The sequence below is a fragment of the Pelosinus propionicus DSM 13327 genome (assembly GCF_900114615.1).
GTDB lineage: Bacteria > Bacillota > Negativicutes > DSM-13327 > DSM-13327 > Pelosinus > Pelosinus propionicus.
Map to the genome: position 1 here is coordinate 101,424 of NZ_FOTS01000003.1, position 24,095 is coordinate 125,518.

At 33.9% G+C, this 24,095-nt stretch carries 23 protein-coding genes and 1 riboswitch; of the genes, 2 read left to right on the forward strand and 21 right to left on the reverse strand.

Annotation, left to right across the window (positions count from 1 at the left end; translation table 11 throughout):
* Nucleotides 1-161: 161 nt before the first annotated feature.
* The 9 genes from BMZ99_RS02345 to BMZ99_RS26175 form a co-directional block, all read right to left on the reverse strand.
* The gene (locus tag BMZ99_RS02345; protein WP_175490454.1) at nucleotides 162-1,538 is read right to left on the reverse strand and encodes a VanW family protein; all 1,377 of its coding nucleotides are present in this window, start codon (nucleotides 1,536-1,538) and stop codon (nucleotides 162-164) included.
* Between the two features lie 124 nt (nucleotides 1,539-1,662).
* Complete coding sequence (locus BMZ99_RS02350) at nucleotides 1,663-2,436, reverse strand: PRC-barrel domain-containing protein (protein ID WP_090932562.1); 774 nt, start codon at nucleotides 2,434-2,436, stop codon at nucleotides 1,663-1,665.
* 248 nt (nucleotides 2,437-2,684) lie between these two features.
* Nucleotides 2,685-2,770, reverse strand: a riboswitch (cyclic di-GMP riboswitch).
* Nucleotides 2,771-2,854: 84 nt separating this feature from the next.
* The gene (locus BMZ99_RS02355; protein WP_090932564.1) at nucleotides 2,855-3,964 is read right to left on the reverse strand and encodes a tetratricopeptide repeat protein; all 1,110 of its coding nucleotides are present in this window, start codon (nucleotides 3,962-3,964) and stop codon (nucleotides 2,855-2,857) included.
* A gap of 136 nt (nucleotides 3,965-4,100) precedes the next feature.
* A complete protein-coding gene (locus tag BMZ99_RS02360) occupies nucleotides 4,101-4,319 on the reverse strand; it encodes a hypothetical protein (RefSeq protein WP_090932566.1) in 219 nt (72 codons plus the stop codon).
* On the reverse strand, nucleotides 4,319-4,900 hold the full coding sequence (locus tag BMZ99_RS02365) for a hypothetical protein (RefSeq protein ID WP_090932568.1): 582 nt from the start codon (nucleotides 4,898-4,900) through the stop codon (nucleotides 4,319-4,321). The genes BMZ99_RS02360 and BMZ99_RS02365 overlap by 1 nt, the downstream gene beginning before the upstream one ends.
* A complete protein-coding gene (locus BMZ99_RS02370; protein ID WP_090932569.1) occupies nucleotides 4,881-5,486 on the reverse strand; it encodes a GTPase domain-containing protein in 606 nt (201 codons plus the stop codon). The genes BMZ99_RS02365 and BMZ99_RS02370 overlap by 20 nt, the downstream gene beginning before the upstream one ends.
* Nucleotides 5,483-5,872, reverse strand: coding sequence for an AAA family ATPase (locus BMZ99_RS02375; protein WP_090932572.1), 390 nt, complete (start codon nucleotides 5,870-5,872; stop codon nucleotides 5,483-5,485). The genes BMZ99_RS02370 and BMZ99_RS02375 overlap by 4 nt, the downstream gene beginning before the upstream one ends.
* Nucleotides 5,873-6,401: 529 nt before the next feature.
* Nucleotides 6,402-6,731 (reverse strand): hypothetical protein, encoded by a 330-nt coding sequence (locus tag BMZ99_RS02380; RefSeq protein WP_139214733.1) that lies wholly within the window; start codon nucleotides 6,729-6,731, stop codon nucleotides 6,402-6,404.
* A 534-nt stretch (nucleotides 6,732-7,265) separates the two neighbouring features.
* Nucleotides 7,266-7,439, reverse strand: coding sequence for a hypothetical protein (locus tag BMZ99_RS26175; protein WP_175490456.1), 174 nt, complete (start codon nucleotides 7,437-7,439; stop codon nucleotides 7,266-7,268).
* A gap of 853 nt (nucleotides 7,440-8,292) precedes the next feature.
* On the opposite strand from BMZ99_RS26175, the gene BMZ99_RS02385 reads away from it, so the two are divergent.
* A complete protein-coding gene (locus BMZ99_RS02385) occupies nucleotides 8,293-9,822 on the forward strand; it encodes a recombinase family protein (RefSeq protein ID WP_090932576.1) in 1,530 nt (509 codons plus the stop codon).
* A gap of 10 nt (nucleotides 9,823-9,832) precedes the next feature.
* Here BMZ99_RS02385 and BMZ99_RS02390 read toward each other — a convergent pair whose 3' ends face one another.
* The 7 genes from BMZ99_RS02390 to miaB form a co-directional block, all read right to left on the reverse strand.
* Complete coding sequence (locus BMZ99_RS02390; RefSeq protein WP_090932578.1) at nucleotides 9,833-10,429, reverse strand: AAA family ATPase; 597 nt, start codon at nucleotides 10,427-10,429, stop codon at nucleotides 9,833-9,835.
* Nucleotides 10,430-10,525: 96 nt separating this feature from the next.
* Nucleotides 10,526-10,792, reverse strand: a complete 267-nt coding sequence (hfq, locus tag BMZ99_RS02395; protein ID WP_090932580.1) for an RNA chaperone Hfq — start codon at nucleotides 10,790-10,792, stop codon at nucleotides 10,526-10,528.
* A 25-nt stretch (nucleotides 10,793-10,817) separates the two neighbouring features.
* Nucleotides 10,818-11,771, reverse strand: a complete 954-nt coding sequence (gene miaA / locus BMZ99_RS02400; protein WP_090932582.1) for a tRNA (adenosine(37)-N6)-dimethylallyltransferase MiaA — start codon at nucleotides 11,769-11,771, stop codon at nucleotides 10,818-10,820.
* Between the two features lie 3 nt (nucleotides 11,772-11,774).
* A complete protein-coding gene (locus tag BMZ99_RS02405; protein ID WP_090932583.1) occupies nucleotides 11,775-12,560 on the reverse strand; it encodes a class I SAM-dependent methyltransferase in 786 nt (261 codons plus the stop codon).
* Nucleotides 12,561-12,643: 83 nt separating this feature from the next.
* Nucleotides 12,644-14,464 (reverse strand): DNA mismatch repair endonuclease MutL, encoded by a 1,821-nt coding sequence (gene mutL, locus BMZ99_RS02410; RefSeq protein ID WP_090932584.1) that lies wholly within the window; start codon nucleotides 14,462-14,464, stop codon nucleotides 12,644-12,646.
* Nucleotides 14,461-17,055 (reverse strand): DNA mismatch repair protein MutS, encoded by a 2,595-nt coding sequence (mutS, locus tag BMZ99_RS02415; RefSeq protein WP_090932586.1) that lies wholly within the window; start codon nucleotides 17,053-17,055, stop codon nucleotides 14,461-14,463. The genes mutL and mutS overlap by 4 nt, the downstream gene beginning before the upstream one ends.
* Nucleotides 17,056-17,121: 66 nt before the next feature.
* Nucleotides 17,122-18,498, reverse strand: coding sequence for a tRNA (N6-isopentenyl adenosine(37)-C2)-methylthiotransferase MiaB (gene miaB / locus BMZ99_RS02420; RefSeq protein WP_090932588.1), 1,377 nt, complete (start codon nucleotides 18,496-18,498; stop codon nucleotides 17,122-17,124).
* A 598-nt stretch (nucleotides 18,499-19,096) separates the two neighbouring features.
* Between miaB and BMZ99_RS26875 the strand changes: the two genes are divergently transcribed.
* Entirely contained in the window at nucleotides 19,097-19,237 is a 141-nt protein-coding gene (locus BMZ99_RS26875) for a hypothetical protein (protein WP_245754771.1), read from the forward strand.
* A gap of 379 nt (nucleotides 19,238-19,616) precedes the next feature.
* Here the strand turns inward: BMZ99_RS26875 and BMZ99_RS02430 are convergent, their stop codons facing one another.
* From BMZ99_RS02430 to BMZ99_RS02450, 5 genes are all read right to left on the reverse strand, one after another.
* The gene (locus BMZ99_RS02430) at nucleotides 19,617-20,549 is read right to left on the reverse strand and encodes a patatin-like phospholipase family protein (RefSeq protein WP_090932590.1); all 933 of its coding nucleotides are present in this window, start codon (nucleotides 20,547-20,549) and stop codon (nucleotides 19,617-19,619) included.
* Between the two features lie 152 nt (nucleotides 20,550-20,701).
* Nucleotides 20,702-21,985, reverse strand: a complete 1,284-nt coding sequence (locus BMZ99_RS02435; RefSeq protein ID WP_090932592.1) for a sensor histidine kinase — start codon at nucleotides 21,983-21,985, stop codon at nucleotides 20,702-20,704.
* Entirely contained in the window at nucleotides 21,985-22,656 is a 672-nt protein-coding gene (locus tag BMZ99_RS02440; RefSeq protein WP_090932594.1) for a response regulator transcription factor, read from the reverse strand. The genes BMZ99_RS02435 and BMZ99_RS02440 overlap by 1 nt, the downstream gene beginning before the upstream one ends.
* A 301-nt stretch (nucleotides 22,657-22,957) precedes the next feature.
* Nucleotides 22,958-23,533 carry a phosphate propanoyltransferase gene (gene pduL / locus BMZ99_RS02445; RefSeq protein WP_090932596.1) on the reverse strand — a complete coding sequence of 192 codons (576 nt, stop codon included), beginning with the start codon at nucleotides 23,531-23,533 and terminating at the stop codon, nucleotides 22,958-22,960.
* Nucleotides 23,534-23,607: 74 nt separating this feature from the next.
* Nucleotides 23,608-23,955 carry an ASCH domain-containing protein gene (locus BMZ99_RS02450; RefSeq protein ID WP_090932598.1) on the reverse strand — a complete coding sequence of 116 codons (348 nt, stop codon included), beginning with the start codon at nucleotides 23,953-23,955 and terminating at the stop codon, nucleotides 23,608-23,610.
* Nucleotides 23,956-24,095 lie beyond the last annotated feature (140 nt).

The window sequence follows — 24,095 nt, forward strand, 5'->3', positions numbered from 1 at the left end:
ATTCACTTTTTTGAGGACACTATTGATTATACTACATATTACCACAGACAAATAGGAAAAGGTATCTCTCCTAACTTTCTTATTATGAATAGCTCCTTTTGTTGTTATGCACAAATAAAAAAGTAATACCTTCTATTTGCAGAAGGTATTACTTTTATTCATTACTTGGTTAACTGATTTGATAACATTTTAGTACCAATACGCACTATTTTATCTTCCGCCTTAAATTCATCATAAGCCAAATGCTCTCGTTTAACTTCCTGTCCATTAGCAAACACAAGCCTATAGGTTGTAATCTGAAAACCTTTTTCTCCTGCGTACTCTACTACTTGGCTTCCTAATTCAAGAGCAGGATCTTGCTTAATAATCGTATTAGGTTCTAATACTTTTTTATTTGTACCGATAATCCGTATATCTGAAAGAGTAGGATTATTTTTCCCAAAAAATTGGACGATAATCTCCTTTTCTAGAATCTCTGTCGTAATATAAATATTAGAACCTGTTGTATTTTTAAATTTAAAATCCAAAAGGTTATCTGCAACAGCGGCATCTTGCCCTAAAGGAACATAGGCTGGCGGGCGAAAATGCGATGTTCGTTCTTCAATACTCATATTCGCTAATAACGCCGCGTTATATAAAGTACTACTTACTTGACATACACCTCCACCCCAATCTAAAACTAGCTTACCATCAACAAGAACAGGAGCTTCCTTGTAACCATTTTCAGATAGGCGCTCTCCTACATTTTTATTGAAAGAAAAAACTTCATCTGGACGAACTAAAATGTGATTCACATTCTTAGCAGCAAGGCTAATATTTTTAGAACGATTTTCATTATAAGGATCAAACTCTGTTGTGTATATGGAAAGTAAACTATCCACTTCAGCTAAATCCTTCGATGAAATTTTAGGAGCTATTTCATAGACCGTTAATTCAAGACTAAAAGGAATACGAGTATGTATAATAACATTCAAATCAAGCCAGGTCTTTTCTAAATCAACTTTATGACCATTCTTTTCAGGCTGAATATTGACATTTGAATTTTGATATATTAATGAAGCATCTTCTGGGCTGCTATTGATAGTATCTGCAATTCTATTAAGAATTGCTTCTAACTTATCATGATTATAATTTAAAGATAATGGAATTGTATATCCATAATTTACTGCTATGAATTTTTCTTGTAAACGTTTAACTATATTGCCGAGGCGACCTATATTATAAGCTTGCTGCACAAGATCATCTGCTTTGATTTCTAGATCAATATCATTTGCATTAATCGACCATTTTTGCGCCTTATATGTTAAAAAATTGGGTGAATTAGCTGTTTGATTTTTGATATTTATAATTACTTTACTTTTTGCTTCATCAATTGACAGTCCTCCCACAGGAATATCACCTATAAAAACTCCTTCATAGATACTATCACTGACATCAAACGCTGTAGTGGTGGCAATGAATCCAGTTAAACTAAATAGTATAATAATACTAAGGAACAGTATTATATTTTTAATACGTTGATTTATTGTAATACTCATAGTTAGTAACTCCATTCCAATTATTCAATTAGCTAACAAGAGAACAAATCCCCGCCAATAGAGGGGATTTGTTCATAATTTGATAATAAAAACCACTATAATTGGAGAGATATCTATTTTAATTTTATTGAATATTCATTGTCAATTCTACAAAACTACCCGTTAGTTTTGCTTTTTGCAACACTTCCTCAGTAATTTCACCACCTTCCTCTACGATTAACAAACCATTGTCTGTTTCAATACGGCGACTAGCTTTTTTACCAAGTAAGTATTTACGATTTTTTTCGTCAAATTTTCTAGCAGAATCATCATTAGCAACGCTCTTTACCTCATCTGCTTCTTTAACTTGAGTAGCAGATGGTTTCGCTTCTAAATTAACAGAAGTACTTTCGGAAGATATTGCAATAGTAGCTGTTGTTGATCTTTCTACTACCGTTTCATGATCATCTGAAACAAAAAGCACGTCTTTACCAAAAGTTAAAATTTGCTTAGCCTCAATGCTCGTAGTACCTCCATTAAGGTCTTCGATTTCACAAGACACAATTTTCCCTGAATTATCAACAAAAAATTCCGTCACCTTCCCTTGAATTCGACCGTTTTTAGTCAGTACTTTAGTTCCAATAATTTTTAGATCAGCCACAATGAGCTTCTCAACTTCTGGTGCATCTGCTAACGTTAATATTGCATCGCTATTTTCTATAGTTATTGCGTATTCGCCTAATCCAGTAGCAGCTGCTAAAGGTAAAAATTTAGCCCCCCAATACCATTTAGAATCATCAATTAATATCGTTACAGAACCATCTGCAGGATTAATAAGAAGGCTTTTAACCGTCCCAAGCTCAGTACCTTCCACGATGCTAATAACTGGCAATCCAATAATTTCAACACTTTTCTTCATAAATAGCGCTCTCCTTATTTATCATTTAATATCCTCTTATCATTCATCGAAGCGGTTAGTCGATTTCTTAACCTTTTATCACTCCACTTCGCAAAGAGCTTTGTTACCTCTATATTTTTATTAATTACTTTAATTCTTCCAATATAGTATCTCTTCTTTAAATATAAATTTACTAATTTAAGTTATAAAATCATATAAAAAATAGCACCTACCCATAATGCACTGTGCTAATTACAATTCTCAATTGAATCGGCAACCTGGCAATCATAGGATTATCCCCCTTAGACCCATAGCTTTGCGTCCCCACCTTTGGATGAGTTTGCTAAATATTCATTTTTAAAATATGTCAAATATCAAAAGAAGTTTATCATTATTTTTGTATTTTTTCTAATCGTGCTACTTAAAATATATGGTAATATTATGTCAGGTTTCGCCATTCACGAAATTCAGAATCAATTTCTTTTAGTACAGATCCCGGAATATTATTAAAAGAAATATCCCCTAAGCGATGCTGAAGTAAAATATTTTTTACAATACGTAAATAGGCAATTGTTTTAATAAATTCCAAATCAAACATAGTGTTTTTTTGTACTCCTGGCAGCTTTCTGGCTTCGCAAAAAATATTAATTGCCTCATTGTATTGTCCACTGTTTTTTAGAATAGTGCCAATTTCCATTACCAAGAATGGTGCCACTTCACTATTCGAGTATAAGCCCAAAGCTTGGCGAAAAACAATAAGCGCTTGAATAAAATTACGCTGTTCTTTATATGTAAATGCAGAATCGATTAAGCTATCTAAATCCTTGCAAGACGAATCAACCGCAGTAATGGATAACTGTAATTCATCTTCTACTTGTACCATCTTATTTTTCTCCCCTAATGCAAACTTCCGATCTTCATCATTCAGCTCATAAAGCCTTTCTATTTCTCCCTTCTTGTACACTGGTTTGACAATTTGTTTCTCTGATTCAAAGTCAGAAGCTAACGGGTCTAATATTGATACGTCAGTAGCTGCTCTATCCGATGACACCTTATTTTCTAACAGTAATACTTGATTAGTATCATTTTCTTCTGGTATCATTATCTGCTCTTTTAAATCAAACTCAATGTCAATCTCATTTTCCGCACTACTTGTAGAAGCTACAATGGATATTGGTACAGTTGTAATTTCTACAATTTTTATTTTTTCACACAACTCTCTATAATCTTTGGGTTCAACTTCATTTATTATACTTTTAGTCTCAGACTCTCCTCTACTCTCTTTAGAATACATTTTAAATTTTTCATTATATTGTGCAATGCTATATGCGAAGCCAATTGCGACGAACGCTAACGTGCCTACAGTTCCTACTACACCAACAAATCCAATAATAATACGTGGTATAACGATATTGACTAGAAGTGCACAACATACACATAAAATAAGAGGTTTTAGATTTAGCTGAACATTCAGTAGCTTATTCATTAAGAAGTATAAAAGACATGCAGAAAAGATAATGGATAATGACGTAATTACGATATATTGCATCAAACCCCACCATAAATAAAATTATTTGAATTTAACATTCTAATTATGAATATTTTGTAGAATATTAGGATATCTGCTTATATTATATACTCATCTAATAAATTCCTCTTTTTGCTATTAATAAATACTAGGAAATTCAAATACGGCCACCTTGCTGTCCCTTTATCTTATAAATAATACGTTTCTTTCTAGGCTTATGACATAATATACAATAACCTTTTTCAAAAGATTCTTGTCTTAATAATAAAGGAGTACTTAATAGGTTTTGTTGACTAACAGATATTATCCCATCACGCTTTCCCCATATGTACCCACTTAACAATGCCATAATCACAATTATTCCAGTCCATAACATTATAATCTCCCTTTCTGATAATACAATATTGTAGTATATAAAACAACAGCACCTACAAATACTGCAGGAAATACTTCTTCGTTAATTAGCCAAGAAATTAATAAAGTTAAAACAAATAATAAAAAGCATTCTACCTTGCCGATACGATGAGCCCAATTACGTTGCCCAACTAACTCATCTTTATAATCATCGATATAATCATCTATTAATTGTATTGAAATAACAAAAAAAAATGAAAATAACATCATCTTCCATCCTAAAAGAAAAGCACCCGCGATAAATATTATACTAGACTCTTGAAACCCATTAAGCCGACTGGGAAAATAACTTCTTAAATCATGGAACATACCAATTATATAACTAGCTAAAAACAGGGAAATACTGATTGAAGTATTTAAACTTGCTGCCAAAGCAATTGATACCATCGCATATAACATACTACCGCTTCCTAAATTTCTTGCGAGATTTTTTTCAGACTTATCCATATCTTGATCCAAATAATCATCAGCTATTTTAATTGCAATGCCAGAAAATATTACAGAAAACATTATACTAATAAATTCACACATTACGTGCAACACAGGACTTCACCTCTTTTAAACCCTGACTTAGCAATGCTGATATCGGAATAATCGTAGCTTTTGGAAAAGTCGAAGTCAACTGTACGAGATTCTCTTTAGCAAAAGGTACATCAATCTTATTTGCTAAAATTGCATATGAATTGCGAAATAAACCATAATTGTATATTTCACGATCTACAGTACTAGGATTATTTACATATTCGTTAGTGATATAAGATAAATCAACAACATGAAATATAAAATCTGCACAGCGCATTAAACTGATTGTTTGAGCCATACCACGACGAATTTTCTCTTCCTGATGTATTTTTTCACCTATCCCACAAGTATCTGTAAGTTTGAAATTTACTGTTGTTTTTCCAAGAGTAATTTTAAGCAATAGTGATTGCAAAGTTTTTGTTTTATGTATTGCACTGCCACAGAGCTCTTTCTTTGCATCTTCAATAGAAAAATGTCGACATGTGATTAAATCATCATATGTACGAAAGGTCACGTCTACTGTTTTTATGCCAATATAAGAAGCAAAATTGAGAGTAAACATAGTTTTACCTGAATTGGGTCTACCAACCACAGTAAGTTCTCTCACACTTTTACCTCCTTCAAATCAATAGGTTCAATTAATATTAGCTCTTGCCGAGTTATACTCGTTTTTGACATTAATCTAACAGCCTGATGACGAATTGCTTTTTCAATCATATTGCGAACAGTCCTAGCATTACCAAAGTTGTCGTTATTACTGCTGTGCTGTAGTAATAACTTTAATAACAATGTTTTAGCGTCTGCCGATAAGGTATATTGTCGCTTGACACATAGTTGTTCTGCTATATGTAAAAGCTCTTCTTGATTATAGTCTGGAAAATCAATATGTAATGGAAATCGCGATCGTAAACCCGGATTGGTTTGTAAGAAGAATTCCATTTCCTTTTGATAACCAGCTAGAATTAAGATTAATTCCTCTTTATGATCTTCCATTGATTTTACGAAAACGAATTATTAAAGACCTATAAATATAGATAAATTCCATCATATATGTATAAAAAAATGACGTTTTAAATATATAGTTTTGAGCTTATATTCTTTGATGTACTTTTATTAATTTTCTTATTGTATTTTTACTATATCGTGTTGAATACTTATCAAATACTCATACAGAAACAAGAACAGTCTTTTTTTATTATTATCCAAAAGTTTGCTAAAGGTATCCCAAAGGTTCTTTTATAAATTAATAAGTATTTATCCTTCATGATACTCACCCTTTTATTCAACTATCATATAATGTATTAACCGACGATAAAGGAGGAGTACTTATGGGTCTAGGTTTTGGAGGCGGTCGTAATGGCTTCGGCGGTTCCGGCTGTATTATTATCATAATTATTATTTTATTATTTTTCTGCTGTGATAACGATTGTTCTCCAAGCTGTTAAATTCTTCAAGCTAATCCGCCAAACCATTTCCTCTGCAACCACGTTTCCACCAAAACGTGGTTCATTTTTTTACATTGTTAAAAGCGCCCTACGGGGCGCTTGGCAACGATGATATTAATACCAATCATGATTACATTTATTACACTTACATTCCTGATCAAAGTCATAACTACACCATGGGCACTTATGACAATCTTTGTGGCATTTATTATGACATTTAGGACACTCACATTGATCATGCGCATCATGACCGCATTTAGGACATTTATGCCAATCTTTCTTACAATCATGATGGCACTTTGGACATTTGCATTCATCATGGATATCATGATCGCATTGAGGGCATTTATGCCAATCTTTCTCCCACTCATTATGACACTTTGGACACTGATGGTGTATTTCAACATGACATTTGCAATCACGCTGGGACTCAAAGCTACTCATTATCTCACCTCTTTCCACAGTATTTAATATATACTATGTAAATTGAGCGAAATGAGTGCCAATTATTAAAATAAACGTCCACTACAACGTGTACCTTACCTTTTACATATTTACTTGCACTATCATCATGAAACTTACTTTTACGGTAGTTCTCGTATTTTTCATGTATTTATTCTTTATACATCCCCTTTAATAAAATAAAAATACCGGCACTCATATTAGTAATACTCGATAGTATCAGCTTCCTTTCATGGGTAGCCATTTATTTTTTTCACCATATATATACTTGTTTAGCTGGTGTCAAAGTACTTTTTCACAATAGCAGTACCATCTCATTACAACAATGTTTATTAAAACTTTTTAACCAATAAACCTACAGAGGAGACTTCGCTATCAACAACATATGAATTACAAAGCCTGCCAGAGTATCTATATTTCATAATAACTGGTATTTTCAACATATCAAAACCTGTCTACTTTTTTAGCTGGAGCACCAGCTACTGACGTCCAAATACTTCGTAGTAAATCCTGAGTTGAGCCCTTGCTAAGTGCCGGTTGTAGTTATTTACCGCTTCTTTTCCGGGCTGATTTAGCATTTTCCAATGTACTTTTATTTCTTTTAGTTTTTCTGGCGATATTTTAGTTCGATTAGTATTTTTGGTACCTTCCAAAATCTTCGCCTCCGATTCAAATTGTGCTCATTACAGTTTATGCTGGATAAGATTGTCCGTTTTACAGTTTTTTTACTTTATATCCTTAGGTAGCAGAACCTTACTTAAAGAAGATAGAGCATTAACAAATGTTTCTTTACACTAAAAACAAAGTAAAGACACGTCTAGCGTAGTTCTTTTAAAACGTAGTTGAGCAAACAATTCTTGCTCACAATGAAAACTAGAATTTTAAAAACATAAACAAACATATTTTTACTCTCTATAAACTGAATTGTACCTTCTTGAATTGGTTATTTTATAAAACGTCCAATTCAAGAAGATACAATTCAATAATAGGTAGGCTATATATTTAGCATTTATTTACACTTTTCTCATTAGTAATAGCACCACTACTAGTTTTAGAACCTATCAATTAGGAGTAACTGATGCGTATCAACCTCATGTGATACTTTCTGTAAAAAAATCGTTTTCTATGCTTGTGTCAATATAACTAGACAATGATTTATTGGCTGTAACTAAAATCATTAGGGAACTTTTAGATTTAAAACTCGAATTCTGTTATATTAATTAAATTATAAAAAATACTGCTAGCGTTTGCCCTTTGCAATTCTTAGTTATTAAGTAATTTTGATGTTTATCTTTGCATATCTTTAATATTGGAATAGTTTTAAAAAACTTATTACTCAATAAATTCTCTTTATTTTATGCTATGCATAAGATACTATACTGCGCAACAATAAAGTTAATTTACAATCATTTTTTTTCAAGTTAAACTAATAGACAAAAACACATAACACTATTCCAATAATAATAGATGATATTATGAAATACATGTTTTAGGAGGTTCATATATATGATTGCAGCACTTTACATACGTGTATCTACAGCTGATCAAGCAGAAAAGGGATATTCTCTTGAAACTCAGTTAACAGAAAACCGTAAGAAAGCAAGTGAATTGGGAGCAACAAATTTCGTAGAGTTTATTGATGATGGCTATAGTGGTGAATATATTGATCGCCCTGCCCTCACTCAACTGCGGGATGGATTAGAAAGAAAAGAATTTGACATAGTTGTTATATACGACCCCGATCGATTAGCCAGAAATCTAGCGCACCAGCTTATCATTACAGATGAAATAGAAAAGTCTGGGGGGAAATTGTTCTTCGTCTCGGTCACCTTTGAATCATCGCCCGAAGGAAAATTATTTTATTCTATGCGTGGTGCCATATCCGCCTATGAAAAAGAGAAAATTAAAGAACGTACAACTCGTGGTAAGAAGGGAAAGGCTCGCCAAGGTAAGCTAGTAAATAACGGTCACTGTTTTGGATATGAGTATGATAAAGCTAATAGTATGTATATTATAAATGAAGATCAAGCTGTTATTGTGCGTCAAATCTTTAATTTATGCATCAAAGATAAATTAGGTACCGCCCTCATTAGCAAAGAATTGAATCGTGAAGGGATTCCTGCTCCTCGTGGTAATCACTGGATAGTTTCAAGCATCCATCGAATACTCACGAATACAGCTTATCGAGGTATTATTTACAGCATGAAGCACAAATCCACTAAAACAGGTTTTAATACTCGTAAAATTGAGACTCGCCCTGAATCCGAGTGGATTCCCATCCAAGTACCTGCTATTGTTGATGAAATCACTTGGCACTTTGCGCAAAAACAATTGCAACTAAATAAGGATTTATCTAAAAGAAACTTAAAATTTGACTATCTTTTAAATGGTTTAGTCTACTGTAAACTCTGCAACAGAAAAATGACCATCAAACATTCTGGCAATGGTGATAGCCCTATCAGCTATTACGTTTGCTTAACGCAAGTTAGCACATCCTATATGTATTTAGAAAATGAAAAATGCACAGTTAGGCGTATTCCTGCTGTCATACTAGATGAATTGGTATGGGATAAGTTAAATGAATTAGCAGAAAACCTTGAACTAATAGATCAATATGCACAAGATATTGGCAATCCTAGCGCAGCAGCTAAAGTTAAAAACACTTTAATAAAGCTAAAAGAAACTGAGAAAAAAATAAAAACCCAAAAGGACACTGTTATGCGATGGTTTCGACGACAAATCATTAGTGGCAGCGATGCTGAAAAACATTTAGATGATATCAACAAGCAACTTATTAATATCGAGGTTACAAAAAAACGTTTAAATGATGAGTTGAATCTTCTTACACTTCAAATTAGTCCAGTAAATACTATAAAGAAACTTAAAAATCATTTTAAAGATTCTCAATACTACTCAAATGACGAGCGAAAGGGAGCAGTGCGCACAGTGCTCGAAAAGGTAATTGTTGAACGAATTGACACTACCTATGCCAAAAATAGCAAGCCTGAATTAACGATTGATTTAAAATTTTTATAAATCTTCAGTTTTATACTATGTATGTATGTATTTTTTTAGGTCCTTGTATACTGGTTACTACCAATACATCAATGGATTCTTTCCCAAAATCTTTTTCACCGCCCCGAGCCAAAGAGTATGCTTCGTCAATAAATAAGATGCCACCATATGCTTTCTTTAATTGTTCACGAGTCTTCTGGGCTGTATGCCCTATATATTCTCCAACCAAATCAGCTCTCTCAACCTCAATAAGATGACCACGTTGTAAGATTCCAATCTCACGAAAGATTTGCCCAAGTAGCCTCGCCACAGTGGTTTTCCCTGTACCTGGATTTCCTTTAAAGATCATATGCAGCACTAATGGTTCGGTATTTAATTTTTCTTGTACACGGCGACGCTGAATTTCAATAAATGCATAAATCTCTCTTACCAAGTTTTTCACTTCTGATAATCCGATTAAATGGTCTAATTCATATAAAATTTCTTCTATTCGCTTTTGCCGATTATCGATTTTAGTATGACAAGTAGTTATATTATCTAATTTGCGCAAAGACTTAAACGCCTGAGTTGGTGATATTTCACCATTTCCAACAGCTGTAAAAACATCTTGTGGATAAACATAGGTCATTTAAATCACCCCACCCTATGGTTATAGATGATATACATTATACTCAGAATGCAAGAAACGGTGATAAAAAAATTCTAGGCAAATGCCTAGAATTTTTTATAATAATTTATCAGATTTATTATCTTCTTTTTTTTCATGAGATGTTGATGATAGAGGTCTCAGAGGCGTAATCGTTGATATGGCATGTTTATATACCAACTGCTGTTTACCATCATTTTCTATAATTACAGTAAAATTATCAAACCCCTTAACGACACCTCTCAATTGGAAACCGTTAATAAGATAAATAATTACAGGCAGATTGTTTTCTTTGCGGATTTGGTTTAGAAAACTATCTTGTAAGTTAATAGCTTTATTTAGCATAGTTAAACCCCTCCGATTTTTATTTTTATCTTAATGATTCGATTCTAAGGTTACGTTTTCCTGCAATTTCTTTGTAAATTGTTTCCATCATCTCATTTGTTGTATCGAAATTTTTTACATCAAACCAGATAATATATGGCATTTTCCGATACCAAGTTAATTGACGTTTGGCAAAATTCCTTGTAGCTTGTTTAATGCTGCTAATCGCCGTAGCTAAATCGATTTCTTTTTGCAAGTACTTAACGATTTCTTTATAACCAATACCTTGCATCGCCTGGCAGTTAGCTGGTATACCACTGTTCAACAATTTTTCTACTTCATATACCAAGCCTTGAGACATCATCAAATCGACTCGTTGATTAATCCTTTCATATAATAACTTTCGCTCCATTGTAAGCCCAATAACAACAGCATCATATAAAAGTATATGCTGCTCCATTAGCTTATTTTGGGATACGGTTTCACCACTAAGATAATAGATCTCTAAAGCACGAATGATACGACGTAAATCATTAGGATGCAAACGTGCAGCTGTATCGGGTGATACTGCTGCTAATCGATCATGAAGATATTGATTACCATGTTTTTTCGCTAAATCATCTAATTGTATACGTAATTTCTCATCACTAGGCGTGGGATTAAATTGATAGCCTTCCAATAAGGCTTTTACATATAACCCAGTACCACCTGCTAAAATAGGTATTACTCCTTTTTGATTTATATTCGTAATATGTTGGCTAGCAAGCGCTGTAAAATCAACTACACTAAAATCTGCCTGGGGTTCCAAAATGTCGATTAAATGATGAGTTATATTAGATCGTTCGTCACTAGAAGGCTTAGCAGTTCCAATATTCATATCTTTATAAACCAACATCGAATCACCAGAGATAATCTCAGTATTCAACTTTTTTGCAAGCTCAATGCTCACTTTTGTTTTACCTACAGCAGTTGGTCCTATGACAGCAATCAGCTTTTCCATAATTTAGTTCTCCACCTTAATAACACCATATTGAATGCTACTATATTTTCCACCGTAAATAGTACTAATGCCTAAACGATCAAACTCATTATTGTTGGACGATTCTTTAATAACTACCCTTTTTCTTGCTACTCGGCAGGCTTGTGCAAAAGTACTTTCTGCTATGGGACTATTATCAGCCAAATAACGCAAAGGTTTTAAGTTTGAACTACTATAAATTGGCTGACGGAACATAGGATCAAAGAATACAACATCAAAGCTATTATCAGGCAAATTAATAAGAATGTCATGACAATGTTTACTTTTCACTTGAATACGACGTAATGCCTGATTAACATCTTCTTTTTCATGGGTAAAATGTTGTAAACCGTAACTTGCGACAACGGCAAGAAGAGGTGAAGCTTCAATACCAATGACCTTCCCTGTCTGACCAACTGTAAAACTGGCAACAACTGCATCCGTAGCTAATCCTAATGTGCAATCTAACACGGACATACCTGCAGATAATGACATAGCAGTTATCATATGGTCATTTTTACCATTTTTCAGATTTTCTATTCGCAATTCAGCCATATTTAAATGAAAAAAATACTCACCGCCTATTGTATGGACAATCGGGCCGTTTTTCGTAATGACAACTATATTTTCAACTTGATAGTTGTTTCTTAGTGCGGTAATTGAATGACGATCCCGAGAGATTAAAGGAGCTTGTAATTTTTTTGCTATTTCTTGTGCTAATTCTTCTATTTCGCAGGGAGGAGATTGTATTGTTGTTACTAGTAAGTCCATTACATCACCTATTATCTAATACAAATATTTTGATCTTAATTTATAACAAAGTATCTTTAATGTATAGTCAAGTTGCTTAGAATTTATGTACGTTTAAACATTTTATATAAGTCTTTTGGAGTAAAACGTATCATTGCAGGCCGCCCATGAGGACAAGTATAGGGTAAATTGGTATTACATAATTCTCCAATTAAAGCCTGCATTTGCCGCATATTCAGTGTTTCTCCAGCCTTAATCGCAGCACGGCAGGATGCTATTTGCAGGCAGTGATGACGTAATTCCTGGGGATTCGGATCATGCATGTTTTGAATATATTCTAATATCTGCCTAATCGACGCCTCGGTTTCTGCCAATGGAATATCACTAGGTAATTCAGATAAACGCATGGTATTCGGTCCGGCTAATTCTAACGTGAATCCTAATTTATAGAAAGTATCATGATATTCTGAAATAATATTGATTTCAGTAGTATCAAAATCCAAAAATAAAGGTACTAGTAATTGCTGCGAAGGAATACGCTCTGTATGTTGACTCATTTTATCATAAAGGATACGTTCATGAGCTGCATGTTGATCAATAATGTACAAACCATCAGGACCTTTACTGATAATAAAGCAGTCATCGACTTGTCCTAGAGGATATAACGTAAACTGAGAATCCTCTGTAATTGTTGATATCAGATTAGGAGATGGTGCATCGAATGACATCATTTCTTCCTTCTCTAATGTATCTCGCACTACATTTAGGGGAAGCGGAGTCTCTTGCCAAGAACTTACTACAGGAATAGAAGCAGCATGATAAGAAGCTTTTTTATAGTCATTATTCGTATATGGATTCAAAACAGATTGAGAATACGAGTTGGGAGTAGGTTTAAATTCAACCGTAGCTGCGAGTTGATCAGGAGCATGTGGTGCCGACAAAACCTCTATGACAGCCTTATATACAGCTCTAAAAATTTTTTGTTCATCACTGAATTTAACTTCACTTTTCTGCGGATGAACATTGACATCAATCGTATCTGTGGGAACGCTAAGATCTAAAACTGCCAAAGGATATCCGCTCTTAGGTAATAAAGAATGATACGCATTATCCAGAGCTTTCGCTATTGAACGACTATTGATCACTCTCGCATTGACAATAACAGTTTGCCACTGACGACTACTTTTTAGCAAGGTCGGTTTGGATAAATAACCAGATATTTTTATGTTATCAATTGTATTTTCATAATGAACCGGCAGCAAATCAGGAGCAATTTTTTGTCCATATATATTAGTTAATGTGTCCTGTAACTGATTATTACCAGGAGTAGAAAGAACCAATCGATTATTATTAATCAACTTAAAGGCAATGTTAGGATTGGCTAACGCAATTTTCGTTAAAATATCATGAATATGAGAGCTTTCAGTAGAGGGCGTTTTTAAGAACTTCTTGCGAGCAGGAGTATTAAAGAATAAGTCTTTAACGACAATACTTGTACCTACACTTCCACCTGCTTCTCGGATGTCAGTAGTAATTCCTCCTACCACTTCTACATACGTTGCTAATGATTGATTATCATGAAGACGGGTGGTTAAGGAAAACCTAGACACTGCTGCAATACTAGGAAGAGCCTCCCCACGAAAGCCCAAAGACGTAATTGTTGCTAAATCTTCTGCTGCACTAATTTTACTCGTAGCATGACGTAAAATAGCAAGTTGTGCATCCTCAGAACTCATACCAATACCATCATCTGTTATTCGAATAAAGCCAATACCGCCTTCAGCAATTTCAATTTCGATATTTTTGCTTTGTGCATCAATAGAATTCTCAACCAGTTCTTTTACAATAGAAGATGGGCGTTCTACCACTTCTCCTGCAGCAATTTTATTCGCTGTATTTTCATCTAAGACATGAATAAAGCTCATAATTTACCAGACTCCTGTTTTGCCTGATTTTGTAATTGATAGAGAATATTGATCGCTTCAATGGGAGTAATTGTTGTAATGTCTATTGCTAATAATTCATCTACCGTCGATGACGTGAATAGAGACATGGGAGTGGTGGCAGCAGCAGATTCCGCTACAGAAAGAGAAAGATTTTGTGATTGTACATGATTTTGTTCCAATTCTACTAACAGCTCTTGCGCTCGTTTAATTACCTTTTGTGGTAAGCCTGCTAACTGGGCTACATGTATACCATAGCTTTTATCTGCGCCACCAGGGATTATGCGGCGTAAAAAAACTACATCACTCCCTCTCTCTTTTACTGCCACGGAATAATTTTTAACGGTTTTATGATTATCAGCTAGTTCTGTAAGCTCATGATAATGAGTCGCAAATAATGTTTTAGCTTTAACACGTTCTTTGATGTATTCAATTACAGCGCGAGCAATACTCATCCCATCAAAGGTACTCGTTCCTCGTCCAATTTCATCTAAAATAATTAAGCTTTGCGATGTAGCATGCTTTAGTATTTGTGCAACTTCATTCATTTCTACCATAAATGTACTTTGCCCAGTTGATAAATCATCACTGGCTCCTACCCTGGTAAAAATTCGGTCAACAGGGCTAATGATCGCTTCTCGGGCGGGAATAAAGCTACCGATTTGTGCCATAAGCACAAGTAGTGCGACTTGGCGCATATAAGTGGATTTACCTGCCATATTAGGTCCAGTAATAATCATGATTTCATTACTATGGTGGTTCAAATCACTATCATTAGGAACAAATAACTCCCGTTTTAATAGTCGCTCCACAATCGGGTGACGACCATCTTTAATAGTAATTTCTCTTGTTTGGGTTATTGTAGGTCTAATATAATTATGACGAAAAGCAACTTCACTTAAACTAATAATAACATCCAGCTGCGCTAATTGTCTGGCTGTTTCTTGAATTTCTTTCATATATACTTTAATATGATCCCGTATTTTAGAAAACAGATGATATTCAATCGTAACAATTTTTTCTTGAGCACCAAGAATCTTAGACTCAAATTCTTTTAACTCAGGCGTAATGTAGCGTTCCGCATTGGCTAGGGTTTGTTTTCGAACATAGCTAAGTGGAACTGAAGCTGTATGAGAATGAGTAACCTCAATATAATAGCCAAAAACTTTATTATATCCGACTTTGAGAGACTTAATACCGGTGTTTTCTCTTTCTCTCGTTTCAATATCCTGCACAAATTGTTTACTGTCTCGCGCTATCGTATGTAATTCGTCTAATTCTAGATCATAGCCTCGTTTAATTAATCCACCCTCACGCACAGAGAATGGTGGATTATCTACGATAGCAGTATCGACTAAGGTAACAAGATCGATATGAGTATGCAGATAAAAGTGTAAATTACTTAAAAATATCGTATTGGTTTTTTGTAGCTGCTCTTTGATCGTAGGTAATACCACTAATGAGGATTTTAAGGCAACTAAATCACGAGCGCTTGCAGTACCTACTTCAATACGAGTTAAAATTCGTTCAAGATCATAAATATTAGCTAATGTTTCATGGATGGTTTGACGCAATGTAGGCTTTTCTAAAAGTTCTGCAATAGAGTCTTGCCGCTGTATAATATGAGTTGTATTCATTAATGGGTATTCCAACCACTTTTTGAGCAAACGACCACCCATTGCCGTTTTTGTATCATCTAACACATAAAGCAGGGTATCTTTTTTACCCCCATCTCTTACGTTGCGTGTCACCTCCAAATTACGCATACTGGTCGAATCAATTGTCAAATATTCAAATGTATTATAATTTATAAGTCGATTGATATGTGACAAATCGGTTTTTACAGTCTGGTGTAAATAATATAATAAACAACCAATAGCAGTAAGAGCCACGTCTTCTTGAGGCAAATCATCCGTCATAAAATGCTGCTTTGGTAAATCGCTAACTAGCTTTAGATTATCAATTGCTAACGTTGTATGAGTACAATGAGGTATGCGATTACTAATAAAAGTATTTAACTTTTCGATGCTTTCAATTTTGCTTGCTAAAACTAACTCCGTAGGCATTAATCGAAATAATTGGTCATACAATGCTGTTAATCGCTGAGAGCCTAAAAAGGTTGCCCAGAGACATTCACCTGTAGAAATATCGGCAGCAGCAAGAATTAGCTCTTCCTCTTCTTCATATAACACTGCCAGATAATTATTATTGTTATCTGGTAAAAGATTTTCAGCAATTATGGTACCAGGAGTAATAATTTTGATAACCTCACGCTTAACGATCCCCTTAGCTTGCTTTGGATCTTCGACTTGTTCACATATGGCTACTTTATAGCCTTTGCTAATCAACTTCGCAATATAAGTATCTGCTGCATGATAAGGTATACCACACATGGGAACACGTTGCCCGCCATCTCTTGCTGTAAGTGTAATTTCTAATTCACGTGATGCCAACTCTGCATCCGTAAAAAACATCTCATAAAAATCTCCCATACGAAAAAATAAAATTTCATTTTCATGCTGACTTTTAATCTCTAAATATTGTTCCATCATAGGGGTATACTTTATCGTCATAGGTGTTCGCCTCTCTTTCTTGGTGTAGTCGAGATTATAAAAAAGCATGTCGCTATATAAGTAATATTAATCGATTAAGTCTCCCTTTAGTATCCAGGTTTGTGCAGTTGTAATTTTAATATTTGCAAGCTGACCAACTTCCTCTGTTCCTTGCTTGTCCCATAGAACTATCTTATTAGTGGTGGTACGCCCCATAAGCCTGTTCTCATCTCTTTGACTAGGACCTTCCACTATAACAGTTACTGCAGTATCTGTAAATTGTTGATTAATTTCTAAACTTATATCATTCTGTACATCCATTAATTTTTGCAGCCTTTCTTTTTTGACTGCCAAAGGTACTTGATCAGCCATTGCAGCTGCTGGTGTACCAGAACGTTTGGAATACAAAAATGTATAGGAAGCATCAAAGCGAATTTCTTTAAGAAATTCAAGAGTTTCTTGAAATAATTCATCAGTTTCACCAGGAAAACCTACAATAATATCAGTAGTAAGGCTCGCATGAGGAATAGCTTTGCGAATTTTTCTAACTAATTCACGATAATAGTCAGTTGTATAGCCTCTATTCATCATTTTTAAAATGGTATCACTACCTGACTGAACAGGTAAATGAAAATGATCACAGATTTTTTTACTGTTTAAAATCGTATCAATTACCTTATCATTTATATCACGTGGATGAGATGTCATATAGCGAACACGTTCAATGGTTTCCACTTGATCAACAGCCTTAAGTAAATCAGCAAAATCGCCATATTCATTTGTATCATTGCCATAGGAATTAACATTTTGCCCTAATAATGTAATCTCTTTAAATCCGTCTAGTCCTAATTGATGAATTTCCTCTATAATATCAGGTAAGGGGCGGCTCCGTTCACGTCCTCTCACATAAGGTACAATACAATATGTACAAAAATTATTGCAACCATACATAATAGGTACCCACGCTGAAATCTTTCCGCGACGTATTGTTGGTACGTCAGGCGCTAAACGTTCGGCTTGATCCCAAACGGCTAAAACATGATCTTTTGATTCTTCAAACTCTTTTATAACCTCTACTAGCTGATGCACATTGTGAGTGCCAATAATTAAATCGATATGTGGGGCTTTTTTAAATATCTTTTCTTTATCCTTTTGAGCCATGCAACCCGCAATAGCAATAATGAGATTCGGATTACTTACCTTTAAGTTTTTTAGTTCTCCAATTTTACCATAGATTTTTTTCTCAGCGCTTTCTCGTACGCAACAAGTATTAATTAAAATAAAACTGGCCTCCTCTAGACTTTCAGTATATTCATAACCAATACTTTTAAGTTGACCAGCTAATCGCTCAGAGTCATGATGGTTCATTTGGCACCCATAAGTATACGTCGTAAAATATTTAACATTTGAATCTTTCATGTCATTTGATGTTACTTCTACATTATATTGATCTGGTTTTGACATATATATCAACTCCCATAAATTCTACATTATTCTTCAATATTATAGCTTAAATGATTCAGTTTATCAAACAAGCTTGAGATGGTAATCCTCAGATTTTAATGAATGCCTAGTTTTTATCTTATTCTATTATTATTTTGCGAACTGGTTTTATCGGTAACATTTTACAAATTATCCTGTTTTTTTAATAACTACCAACTTCACATATCTATCGTCTTAATTCTATTAATTATTGCCTCTTTACTAATAGGGTTGATAATGAGAAGATTTACTGTAAAAACAATTGAGTAAATTACATTTTTTACAGTAATAACTTTGTAACATAAAATATAATAAACAACAACTTGCTATGCAACATTTACTATAATCTGCAAATAATATACAACAGGTTATTATTGAAAAAAGATTGAAGGGCCAGAGAAGATGAATGATCCAAAAGAAAAGGTTTCGATCCTACTAGTGGGTTAATTGCAAAGAAAGTACTAGAAGAATACTCTTTAACTGGTATATTTTTAGGAGAAATAGAGAACCAATAATATTCTAAAGATCCATCTTTTGCTAGTATAGAGAAGAATTCCAAAATTATCCTATTACAATTAACATGTCCAGTAGATGTTATCAATGGACCAGAATTTCCATAGGCACAATTATTGTTGTTAATGTAGAACAAATCTTATTTATTGCTGGCAACTGCAATAAATATGCTATCGCCATTACTTCTAGTGATTCAAGTAAATCCTAGGTCCAAAATATACATTAGGTTTTTAATTTTTCCTTTCCTATATCTTTTAATAATATTACTTTGCATTTAATAAAAATCCTTGGGAAAACTAAATCAGGAGGTGATAATTGTGGGTGAAAAACATCCTGACCGCACTGATGAATGGAATAAACAACAACAAGCATTGAAAAATATGAAAACTACTACTATCTCATCCAAAGAATCTAAGGAAGAAAAAAAAACTCATTAAAAGCTATATTATCTCTATTCTCTTTTGAAAAATTTTTAGAAAATATTACTCTATCGGCTGCTCTATCTGGAGCAGCTATCTTTATTATCGTTATATTTTGTTGGCATAAAAAGACCGCCTAATTAAAAGCGGTAACTAGTAACTATAGATTTATGTTTGATTATTCAATAAACCTTTTATCAAGGATAACTTATCCTTTGCCGCCTGTTCTCCTTGACCTATACATAGCAAAGCTTGTTTAGCGTCTTTGAGTTTTGTTTCAAAAGTATTAGGTCGAATAATAATATCAGCATATTGCTCTGCTTTAAGCAAGGTTACTTCACGTCCCATTATTTCAATACATTGCATTAATATTTCTCCTACAGTCTTAATATCATAGTTAAACTGACCATCATAGCCTAAATCCACTCCGATGACTAAATCAGCCCCCATATGACGCAAAATGTCAGTAGGTAAATTATTTTTAACTGCCCCATCTACTAATGTCATACTTCTATATTTCTTTGGAAAGAATATTCCTGGTATTGAAATACTAGCACGAACAGCCTCTGTTAATGAGGTGTTATGATAATACCTTGCATTTAAAATACCACGACGATCAAAGACTGGGGTAGTAAAAAATATAGTATCTGCAGAATGTAAATCAACAGCTGTAATAGCAATTGGAATTTGAGTATCTCTAACAGTCTTATTTTGCCATAAATGATAAAAAAATTGTTCCACCTTATCCCCTTTTATGAAACCAGTAGGTAAAACAGACCAAAAACGAAATGCACCATTAAACAACCATTTCATGCCATGCTTGAAGAGATCACCAACAGTAACATTTAAATCAATCAGTTCATCCATTTTAACATTTTGTATCATATTTTGCATTTGTTGTGGAGTATAACCACAAGCATACATACTCGCTACAATCGCACCTGCACTGGTACCACTAATCATATCAATCGGAATGTTATGTTCAACTAATACTTTTAGTACTCCTATGTGAGCCATACCTCGAATGCCACCTCCACTCAAGGCTACTCCTACCTTTTGTCGCCTGTTATTTAACTTGAATTCATTACTTTTCCCATTCATAACATCACACCCCATATACACACTTACTATATTCTATGAATAGCAGATGCAATACGGTGTCACATAATATGTAAAAAAACTAACATCATGGTGTATTTAGTCTATTCACTTAATGGCAACAAAACACACACCCAGTAATAAACCTCCGGCTCTTACTGCGGTAAAACAATTATAAATGTTGATCCCTTTCCTATCTGGCTTTCTACGCTTACACTACCTCCATGAGCTAACACAATCCATTTTGCAATAGACAACCCTAATCCAGTTCCGCCAATTTCTCTTGAACGCATTTTATCAACACGATAAAATCGTTCAAAAATAAGTTCTTGATCTTCTGCAGAAATTCCCATTCCAGAATCTTTTACTATGATCTTAATATCAGGTTTTTTGGTTAAAAACTCCAGTTCAACAGATACTGTTCCTCGAGGTGGAGTATATTTTATTGCATTATCTAACAGAATTAAAAGTAACTGATGGATACGGTTCTTGTCAGCAAAAATTACTCTTTGCATTTGGTATTTAAAACTAAGTTGAATATCTTTTTTATTAGCCAAAGGCTGCAATGAACGTATAACTTGTTCAATAATGTCTATGATATCGAATTTTTCTTTTAGTATTGTTGTTGCCTCAGCATCACTTCTTGCTAAAGTTAACATATCACTAAGAATCTTAGACATGTTCCTTATCTCATCTTTCATATCAACTAATACTAACTCAGCAAAAGGAGATATTTTACTCTCCTTATCTCTTTGTATTGTCTCTACAGAAGCCATGAATATACTCAATGGTGTCCGAAGTTCATGAGATGCATCTGCAACAAACTCTCGCTGACGATCATAAGATTTCTTGATGGGTATAATAGCACGGCCTGCCATTATGTAACCGCCTCCGGATGCAAGAAAAAGAAAGAGTAAAGATATAATTGTCAAAATGACAAAAACATCCTTTAATACTTGATAAAATGCCGTAACATCTCGCCCTACATATATCTTCCCCAATCGATCCTCACCATGCATAATCGGAAGTGAGGCCATTAGAATAATGGCCTTATCATTATTACGTACATCTGGTAGTAATAATACTACACGCCCATCTTCCGCATCCCACGTAGTGATTTTTTCTACAATACGATCTCGAATTATAGAGGAGGAACCTTCTGTATTAGCAAGCTTTCCATCATTGTCAAATGCATAGAAAAACATTCTTCCTTCGCGATACTCCTCTCCCTGAGGCATCTGTTGCAGTAGTTCTTTGTGCTGCAAAAACAAAGAATGCTCCTGAGCTTCTTCTTCCGCAAAAAGAAGTAATTCCTGCTTTTCTTCCGAATAAACTGCCCATGTTAATCCAATATAGGTAAATCCTACAAAAGTCAGAAGAAAGAAGATCATAAATCCCGAATATAAAAAAGTAAGATGTTTTCTAATTCTACTAAACACTATTCCTCCAACCTATAACCAACTCCCCGAACGGTATGAATAAAGGTTTTACCGTCAGGCGGATCGATCTTCTTTCGTAAAAGTCGGACATAGGCATCCAAATTATTTGATGTTACCTCAGATTCAAGGCCCCACACGCGATCCAATATAACTTCACGTGGAACTACTTGGCCTCTATTTTGAATAAGTAAATCCAACATTTGAAACTCTCTTCCAGAAAGACAGATTTCCCTAGAATCATATTTAATAATTTTAGTCGTTCTATTAAAAATAAGCTTTCCAATTATAATAATATCCTCTATCAATTTATTATTACTGCGTCGTAAAAGAGCACGAATTCTAGCCATTAATTCAGAAAATTCGAAAGGTTTGACAAGATAATCATCAGCACCTGTATCAAGGCCTGAAACACGATCTTCTACGGCATCCTTAGCCGTTAACATTAAGATGATTCCTTGATATCCATGCTTTCTTAATCGATCACATACACTTATCCCACTTTCTCCCGGCATCATCCAATCTAGAATGATAATATCATAAGAAGAGTAAATTGCATACTCAAATGCAGATTCACCTTCCACTACCCAATCTACGTTTGCTCCTTCCTTCTCAAACATATATTTAATTAATTTACCAAGACGAAGATCATCTTCAGCAAGTAAAATTTGCATTTTCTTTTATCCTTCCTATTTGTTGGCTCCACTTAACCTAATCGCTGAATTATTTTTAAGCAAGTATCTATTAACTACTTTAATCCATTTTATCATAATCTGTCCAATATAAAGTAAAAGATATATTATAAAAAGTATCAACAAAAAGCATTAATTATTCTTTTATTATTATGACGATTAAAATCTTTAATTTTGAAAGAGAATCGAAATTCAGCCACTATTATAATAGTATTGCACTATTGAATCGTTTACAATGCTAAAAGACTCGATCAACTTAAAAAAGTTAATCGAGTCTTTTTTGTTACTTAATGATTTCAACAGTACAGCCATTTTTACACATTGCTGCATTTGCTTCATCAGTGTCAATATGCATTTCTAAGCGAAAGTTTTCATGAACTCTTATTAAAACATTATCAAAAATCAAACCTCTTTCTCCATCACAACGAACTTTGACAATTTCATTATCCTGCACACCAAATTTTTTAGCATCATCGATACTCATATGGATATGGCGTCCTGCGGCAATAACCCCCTCTTCAAGCGTCACTGTACCTTTAGGTCCAACAACAGTAATGCCTGCTGATCCTTTAGTATCTCCTGACTCACGTACTGGAATACCTATTTTAAGCTTTAAGGCATCTGTAAGAGCTATTTCCACCTGAGTTTGTTTACGTACAGGTCCTAAGATTCGAACATTTTTAAAAGAAGATTTCTCTGTAACCAAATCCACGGTTTCATTAGCCGCAAACTGCCCTACCTGCAATAGGTCTTTCTTAACAGTAAGCTGATACCCCTCTCCATATAAAATATCCAAATCTCCTTGGGATACATGAATATGCCTTGCCGAAATACCTACTGGAACTTTTGTTTCTAACATGCTACAAACACTCCTCAAAAATAAATATATTTATAATATAGTTTATATTATACACATAAAAATTCAGTAGAATATTATTCAATAACTTCTGAAAAATACACTACAGTTACAGTATCACTTAATGTAAATGTTTTATCATAGATACTTTGCAAAAAAATCATCAAATCATCAACATTTGTAATTTCAGGATTTTCCCCTTGTAAATCTTCTTTTGTCAGCTGAGATATGGGCTTAACTAAAACTCGATCAATGACAGCGGTATATATTTTTTTCTTTTGAGCAAAGCGTTTCCCAACTGTTACCCATATAATATCACCCTCATTATATTTATGAGTTTTATCTCCACGACGAATGGTGCAAGTCTTGCGCCTACAGATTAATTGGCTATGATAATTGGATGAATAAAAATTTAAAGCACGCATCATTCATACCTCCTTAAAATAACTACTCCAATTCCTGTTATTGTTATGTATTCGTGATATTTTGCTTTAAATCCTTTAGATTTATTTTAACTTATAAAAGAAAACTTATATTTTAATCTTTAACACATTAACGTTAATAC

What these genes read in the sequence shown, in the direction of transcription:
- miaA (WP_090932582.1), bottom strand. Translation starts at nt 11,771, where the DNA reads ATGGAAAAGCTGATTGCTGTCATAGGACCAACTGCTGTAGGTAAAACA.
- pduL (WP_090932596.1), bottom strand. Translation starts at nt 23,533, where the DNA reads ATGTTAGAAACAAAAGTTCCAGTAGGTATTTCGGCAAGGCATATTCAT.
- BMZ99_RS02390 (WP_090932578.1), bottom strand. Translation starts at nt 10,429, where the DNA reads ATGACCTATGTTTATCCACAAGATGTTTTTACAGCTGTTGGAAATGGT.
- mutS (WP_090932586.1), bottom strand. Translation starts at nt 17,055, where the DNA reads ATGACGATAAAGTATACCCCTATGATGGAACAATATTTAGAGATTAAA.
- BMZ99_RS02385 (WP_090932576.1), top strand. Translation starts at nt 8,293, where the DNA reads ATGATTGCAGCACTTTACATACGTGTATCTACAGCTGATCAAGCAGAA.
- BMZ99_RS02440 (WP_090932594.1), bottom strand. Translation starts at nt 22,656, where the DNA reads ATGCAAATTTTACTTGCTGAAGATGATCTTCGTCTTGGTAAATTAATT.
- BMZ99_RS02375 (WP_090932572.1), bottom strand. Translation starts at nt 5,872, where the DNA reads ATGGAAGATCATAAAGAGGAATTAATCTTAATTCTAGCTGGTTATCAA.
- BMZ99_RS02360 (WP_090932566.1), bottom strand. Translation starts at nt 4,319, where the DNA reads ATGTTATGGACTGGAATAATTGTGATTATGGCATTGTTAAGTGGGTAC.
- BMZ99_RS02345 (WP_175490454.1), bottom strand. Translation starts at nt 1,538, where the DNA reads ATGAGTATTACAATAAATCAACGTATTAAAAATATAATACTGTTCCTT.
- miaB (WP_090932588.1), bottom strand. Translation starts at nt 18,498, where the DNA reads ATGTCAAAACCAGATCAATATAATGTAGAAGTAACATCAAATGACATG.
- BMZ99_RS02355 (WP_090932564.1), bottom strand. Translation starts at nt 3,964, where the DNA reads ATGCAATATATCGTAATTACGTCATTATCCATTATCTTTTCTGCATGT.
- mutL (WP_090932584.1), bottom strand. Translation starts at nt 14,464, where the DNA reads ATGAGCTTTATTCATGTCTTAGATGAAAATACAGCGAATAAAATTGCT.
- BMZ99_RS02450 (WP_090932598.1), bottom strand. Translation starts at nt 23,955, where the DNA reads ATGCGTGCTTTAAATTTTTATTCATCCAATTATCATAGCCAATTAATC.
- BMZ99_RS02430 (WP_090932590.1), bottom strand. Translation starts at nt 20,549, where the DNA reads ATGAATGGGAAAAGTAATGAATTCAAGTTAAATAACAGGCGACAAAAG.
- BMZ99_RS02380 (WP_139214733.1), bottom strand. Translation starts at nt 6,731, where the DNA reads ATGTTGAAATACACCATCAGTGTCCAAAGTGTCATAATGAGTGGGAGA.
- hfq (WP_090932580.1), bottom strand. Translation starts at nt 10,792, where the DNA reads ATGCTAAATAAAGCTATTAACTTACAAGATAGTTTTCTAAACCAAATC.
- BMZ99_RS02405 (WP_090932583.1), bottom strand. Translation starts at nt 12,560, where the DNA reads ATGGACTTACTAGTAACAACAATACAATCTCCTCCCTGCGAAATAGAA.
- BMZ99_RS02350 (WP_090932562.1), bottom strand. Translation starts at nt 2,436, where the DNA reads ATGAAGAAAAGTGTTGAAATTATTGGATTGCCAGTTATTAGCATCGTG.
- BMZ99_RS26875 (WP_245754771.1), top strand. Translation starts at nt 19,097, where the DNA reads ATGTCCAGTAGATGTTATCAATGGACCAGAATTTCCATAGGCACAATT.